Source organism: Pauljensenia hongkongensis, assembly GCF_001746855.1.
Lineage (GTDB): Bacteria > Actinomycetota > Actinomycetes > Actinomycetales > Actinomycetaceae > Pauljensenia > Pauljensenia hongkongensis.
Map to the genome: position 1 here is coordinate 1,476,232 of NZ_CP017298.1, position 5,081 is coordinate 1,481,312.

The window sequence follows — 5,081 nt, forward strand, 5'->3', positions numbered from 1 at the left end:
CGATCCTGGACCCGGGGACGGGGCGCCCGCCCCGGCGCCCGACGGGCCCGGTCCGGACGGCGCGGCGCCCATGCCCGCCCCGGACGAGTACGCGTGCGCCGTCGTGGCGGGCATGGGGTTCGACGGGCGGACGATGGCGGGCACGCACGCCGCGCTCAAGAAGCAGTTCGGGTGGATCGCCTACGTCCTGGCGGGCCTGGGCAGCATCGGAGCGCCCCGCCTGAGTGCCCGGCTCACGCTGCGCAGCCCCGAGGCGTGGGAGCCCGCGCCCATCGACGCGGGGGACGGGCTGGTCGGCACTCCGCGGGGCGACGACGAGGTGACGCGCGTGGAGGCGCGCTCGGTGATGTTCGCGAACTGCGGGGAGCTGAAGTTCCTGCTGCTGGCCCCGGACGCGAACCTCAGCGACGGCCTGATCGACGTGATCGCAGTCGACGCCCAGGCGGGGCTGCTGGGCTGGGCGGACGTCACCTGGAAGTTCTTGGGGCAGCTGGTGGGGCTGCGGCCGCTGAACTTGCCGGTGTCGACGGGAACGGTGGCGTTCCGCCAGGCGCGGGGCGCGTCGGTGGTCGCGCAGGCCGCGCAGGCGGTCCAGGTCGATGGCGATGCGCTGGGGACCGCGCGGGCGATGCGGGTGAGGATCCAGCCCGACGCCCTCGACGTGGCGGTTCCGGCTGAGCGGACGTGGATGGAGCTGCTCCCCGGCTAGGGCCCGCATGCCCTGGGGGCACCGGTCCCCTACCGCGGCGCGAGCGGCCAGTCCGGGGCGGCGCCCCCGCGTTTGCCCGTGCCGTCCCCGCCGCGCAGCAGGTCCGCCACCCAGGCGCGGCCCGCGCGGAAGTCGTCGTCGGCTGTGCCCGGCAGGATCGTGGGCCGCACGGCGTCGATCCGGGGGTAGGAGCCCATGAAGCGCACCTCCGGCGAGTACCTGTGCAGGCCGACCAGGGCCGCTTGGACCCGCTCCTCGCGGATGTGCCCCACGATGTCGATGCTGAAGGTGTAGTTGCCCAGTCCGTCCCCGCTGGGGCGCGACTCGATGCGCGACAGGTCGACGCCCCGCACCGCGAACTGCTCGAGCAGGGTGAGCAGCGCCCCCGACTCGTTGACGGGCAGTGCCACTTGGATGGTCGTCTTGTCGGCGCCAGTGGGGGCGGGCACTGCTCCGGGGCGCGAGACGAGGACGAAGCGCGTGACCGCTCCGGGGTTGTCGGCGACATCGGTGTGGAGCGCCTCGAGGCCGTAGGTGGACACGGAGATCGCGTTGCACAGCGCTGCGTCGAAGGAGGCGTCCCCGCCGGAGAGCAGCTGCGCGGCGGCGGCCGTGGACGTGGCGGGCACGTGGACCACTCCGGGGAAGGTCTCCTCGAGCCAGTTGCGGCACTGCGCCCACGCGTGGGGGTGGGTGCCGATGCGTCTGATGTCCTCGGGGCGCGTGCCGGGCCGGACGGCCAGCTGGAAGACGACGGAGACCACCATCTCGGCAACGATCACCAGGGGCTCCCCGTGGGAGAGGGAGTCGAGGGTGGCGTTGACGCCCCCTTCGATGGAGTTCTCGATGGGGACGACGGCGCGGTCCGCCTCGCCCCGCCGTACCGCCGTGAGCGCCTGGGGGGCGCTGGTCATGGGGATGAGCTCCGCTCCGGCGGGGGCGATCTGGTGGACGGCCTGCTCGGTGAAGGTCCCGAAGGGCCCCAGGAACGCGATGGCCATGTTCTCGCCCATGGGGGCCCGGCCCGGGATGAAGGTCGTCATGGGGTTCAGGGTAGCGAGCGGCCGGGGCGGGCGCCCGGGGGCGTCTGACCCGTGGGCACCGGGCCCGGAGGGCGCGGCCTGGCCGAAGGCGACGGACCGGCCTGCGACACGGCGCCGGACCTGCCCCGCGAGAGGGCGCCGGACCAGCCCCGCGAGAAGGCGCTGGGGCCGACTGCCCGAAGGCGCTGTGGCGACCCTGCGAGAGGGTGCCGTGGCGGCCATCCAGCCGGACGGCGACCCGGGGCCGACTACTTGAAGGCGTCGGGCCCGCCGCCCGGCTCCACGTCCCCGCAGGCGGTGATCCGGTAGAGCACGGCCGTGTCCCCCCGGTCGACCAACTCGAAGCCGGTGGAGGTGTCGACGTTGTACAGGCCGGGGAAGCGCGAGGAGCGCGCGAAGTTGTAGTACTGGCCGTCCTGCTCCTGGTAGTAGTGGGTGATGCCGAGTTTGCGCACGACCTCGCACACTTGCGGGTTGGTGTGGATCTCGTTGAAGTGCTTGGTGAGGACGTTCTGGGAGTCGCCGTCCTGATTGACGGCGGAGAGCTGGGGGAACACCGCTTTGCGCCCGCCCAGCAGCTCCACATAGGCCTCGCCGGCGATGGGGTCGCCGACGACCAGGGCGTCCTCGGGGGTGGTGGAGCGCATGCGGCGCAGCATCGCCAACTCGCCGGTGGTCGCCATTCCCGGTTTGCCGAGGTGGTCGGAGTCGTAGACGTAGTCGACCGCCCATGCGCGCGCGTCGAACGCGCCGAAGCCGCTGACGACCAGGGCGGCGACCGCCAGCACCGCTGCCACCGTCCACTGGGGGAGCCCGGGGAGGAGGGCCGCTTCCTCGTCCTCGTCGGCGGTGCCGTGGTCGGCGCCGCGCCCGTCCCCCTCCTGGTCGGCCCCGGAACCGGCGCCCTGGCCGCTGAAGCGGGCGACGGCGCCGCGCGCCAGCTCGGCGATCCACGCGAAGCCGACGGCGATCAGGACGGACAGCATGAGGGACTGCAGGCCCATGATGCGGCGCGAGTCCATGTACCAGGGCGCCAGCAGGAACGTGCGCAACTGCGAGGAGGGGCTGTACGCCAGGGCGGTGAGGGACCCGGCCACCAGGTACGAGGCGAGGGGCCACACGGGCATGCGGCCGCCGCCGGGCGAGGCGGGGACGGTGTCCTCGCGCCCGGGCACAGCCAGCCGCGCCAGCCCGGCGATGACGACCAGCCCGGCAACGAGGAGCACGAATTGGACGATGGTCCACCAGGTCATCCCCATCGTCTGGGCGAAGGGCGGGAAGGGGACGAACATGTGGGCCAGGCCCTCGCCCCAGCTGACGCCCTGCCTCGGGTACTTGCCCATGGCGCGGATCTTCGGCGACGCCAGGACCACCAGCGGCACCACGACCACCGCCGCGGCCACCAGCGACCACGCGATGCCCCTGGCACGCCCGCGCGCGTCCTGCCAGTCGCAGCTCCGCGCCAGGCCCACCAGGGCGGCCAGCAGGGGGGCGGCCAGGAGCGCCAGCAGCGAGAAGACCGCACTCGGGTGGGCTCCGATCAGGCCCAGGGCCCCCACCATCAGGAACACGGTCTGCCCCGCCCTGCGCGCCAGCGCCCTAGCAGGCGGCCGGGAGCGCCAGTCATCGGCGAAACGGCGCCCGACCAGGACCGCCAGTCCCATGAGGCCGGGCAGCAGCGCGGTCCCCGTGGCGTTGGGCCACTGGTTGTACATGGTGAGCGCGTCGGCGGGCATATTGGGCATGAGGCCCGCCACGACGGGCGCGGCCAGGATCGCAGTGCGCGAGGAGGTGAGCACGGACACCAGGGCCGCCGCTCCGGTGACCCACACCGCCATGAGGACCAGGGAGGAGACGTTCGAGGCGGGGACCACGGTCTGCGGCGTGGCGAAAAGAGCCACGAATGCGTGCCATCCCGTCGGGTAGTACACCTCGCGCCCGCCGTAGAGCTCGTGGAGGCCGCCGAAGGGGCTGGCGTCGCCGCCCATGAGGATGGCGTGGACGCCGTTCATGTGGAAGGTCGAGTCCCACTGCTGCACGGGGTCGGCGGGGTCCGCGCCCGCCAGCATGGGCAGGGCGGCCAGCGCGGAGCCGAGGGCGACCGCCCCCCATGTCGCCCCGCGCACAGTCCTCTGGACGGCGCCCAGGGGGGAGCGCGTGCCGATCGCCTCGGCGAGGGGCATCCCGGGCCGCCACGCGCCCCCGCTCGCGCGCCTCACGTGCAGCCCGAACCAGGTGAGCGCGCCCAGCAGCGCGCACATCCCCAGGACCGGCAGCACTGTTGCGGCCTCCCACCTGATCGAGGCGCGCGAGTAGAGGACGGAGAGCGCGGTGACGACCCCGAAGGTGAAGGCGGGGGCCGCGCCCACGGCCACCAGCGCCGACCGCGTGCCCGCGCGCGTCCAGAACACGCCCGGCAGCACCAGGGCGACGAGCATGAGGAGGAACGTGGGCGCCAGGAACCACCACTGTCCGATCATGCGGCCCTTACTCCGCCCCGGCGTCCGCGGCGATGTGCTGCCCGCCGGCGCCCTTACGGCGCTTGCCCGCGACCTCGATGACGACGGGGAGCACGGAGACCGCGATGATGACGGCCAGGATCACACTGAGGTTGTCGTGGATGAAGGGCACGTTGCCCAGGAGGGCTCCGACGAGGAGGAACCCCGCGCCCCACAGGAGGGCGCCGAGGGTGTTGAAGAAGACGAACCTCGTGTACGGGTAGCGCGCTATTCCCGCGGCGAGGGGGATGAAGGTGCGCACGAAGGGGATGAATCGCCCGATGACCAGGGAGCGCCCCCCGTAATCGGTGAAGTAGTGCTCGGCCTTCTCCAGGTGCGCGGTCTTGAGGACCCTCGCGTCCGGTTTGAAGAAGCGCCTGCCCCATTTGGCCCCCAGGAAGTAGCCGATCTGGGCGCCCACGAAGGCGGCGGCCACCGTCCCGAGGATGAGGGCCGGCAGGTGCAGGTCGAGTTTGTCGTGCAGCAGTCCCGCCGTGAACAGCAAGGACTCGCCCGGGAGCACGGGGAAGAGGACCCCGGACTCGATGAGGACGATGAGCAGCGTCCCCCACAGGACCCAGGGCCCCATGGCGACGAGCAGTGATTCGGGGTCCTTGAACCACCCGATGAATGTGTCCAGCGCAGAGGGCGCGGAGGCTGCTGCCAGAGTTGACCAGGTCACGAAGGGCCCTTCCGTCGGGGGAATCGTATCCCCATTACCCTACCTTTCCCACCGGTAAAGCTAGGATAACCGGCATGGATAAGCGCAGGGATTCACATCCGCGGACCGGCTCCGCGACCGGGGGCGCCTCCCCCTCCGACGAGCGCGCG

At 72.5% G+C, this 5,081-nt stretch carries 4 protein-coding genes; 1 reads left to right on the top strand and 3 read right to left on the bottom strand.

Features of this window, described 5'->3' with window-relative positions:
- On the top strand, positions 1-709 hold a 709-nt coding region (locus BH719_RS10130), incomplete at its 5' end, for a diacylglycerol/lipid kinase family protein (RefSeq protein ID WP_009743937.1).
- Positions 710-738: 29 nt separating this feature from the next.
- Here the strand turns inward: BH719_RS10130 and pheA are convergent.
- The 3 genes from pheA to BH719_RS06140 form a co-directional block, all read right to left on the bottom strand.
- Complete coding sequence (gene pheA / locus BH719_RS06130; protein ID WP_009743938.1) at positions 739-1,752, bottom strand: prephenate dehydratase; 1,014 nt, start codon at positions 1,750-1,752, stop codon at positions 739-741.
- A 248-nt stretch (positions 1,753-2,000) separates the two neighbouring features.
- Positions 2,001-4,232: a DUF6541 family protein gene (locus BH719_RS06135; protein WP_009743939.1), complete on the bottom strand. Its 2,232-nt coding sequence runs from the start codon at positions 4,230-4,232 to the stop codon at positions 2,001-2,003.
- Positions 4,233-4,239: 7 nt separating this feature from the next.
- Positions 4,240-4,932 (bottom strand): DedA family protein, encoded by a 693-nt coding sequence (locus tag BH719_RS06140; protein ID WP_009743940.1) that lies wholly within the window; start codon positions 4,930-4,932, stop codon positions 4,240-4,242.
- Between the last annotated feature and the right edge of the window lie 149 nt (positions 4,933-5,081).